We start from the raw sequence: 860 nt of genomic DNA, 5'->3' as shown, positions 1-860 counted from the left end.
TACTTGCCGATAAATTCTGCTGTGGTATTGAGTACATGAAAGGTATCGTTAATTCGTATCTGACTTTCCGGAGGAATGTTTTCAAATTCATCCATATTGTTTATTTGTGTAGCGTGTGTAGTGATACCGTATTCATCAATTGGATGAAAGTTTTTAGTATAGTACAAGCCGTTTGCAAATACCCAAAAGCGGTTTTCCTCATTGTAACCTACACGCTCCAACTCTTTGGCTTCGGGTATTCCAAGCAGCTTTACGTTTTTAATATTGTCGAGCTGGCTATCGTTCCCATACCAAAAGAATCCATGACGGCGGTGTACCTGTTTCTTGAAAGATGCAGGGGTACAAAAATCATCAGATGAAATAATAGCCAGGCGTTTTCTTCCGTATTGGCTCATCAGGCGCAAAACATATTTCAGGTCGGTTCTTCCTTGAGGGTCTTTATGGAACACACAGAATAAGGCTTCAAAAGTAAAGTTTGATATTTGCTTCGGGTTCTTTCCTTCAACCGTCCAATAAGCTCCATCTTCTTCATAAAACTGATTGGTAAGTAGGTTTTCCTGTTGCTCCTTTTTCAGCTTGATTATATCGCTGATATTCTCCTTTGTTTTGACCTTCTTCTCGGTAGGCTTACTATAATCCTTTAAGGCATCCTGCCAAGCTTTTTTAGGTTTAATCTGTTCAGAAACAAAGTCAAGATAAACCTCCTGATTTGTTTTATCATAGCAGCATATTAAAGAAGCCATACGTTTTATGACTTCCGATTTCTTTACAGGGTCATTTGCAAAGCGGTCAGCATATTCAGCCGTTTTGTAGATGATGTAATCCTCCTGTTGTTCATCGTACTGAAGAAACGTTTTGTT

At 38.8% G+C, this 860-nt stretch carries 1 protein-coding gene; it reads right to left on the bottom strand.

What is annotated here, in order from left to right; translation table 11 throughout:
• Window positions 1–860: hypothetical protein (locus tag KEM10_RS23840; protein ID WP_212220913.1), on the bottom strand; the 860-nt coding region annotated here is incomplete at both ends.

Origin of the sequence: Carboxylicivirga linearis, assembly GCF_018271995.1 — a bacterium.
In the GTDB taxonomy this organism is placed as follows: domain Bacteria; phylum Bacteroidota; class Bacteroidia; order Bacteroidales; family Marinilabiliaceae; genus Carboxylicivirga; species Carboxylicivirga linearis.
The sequence above is the reverse complement of the archived record's forward strand: the minus strand, read 5'-3'. Positions and strand labels throughout refer to the sequence as shown.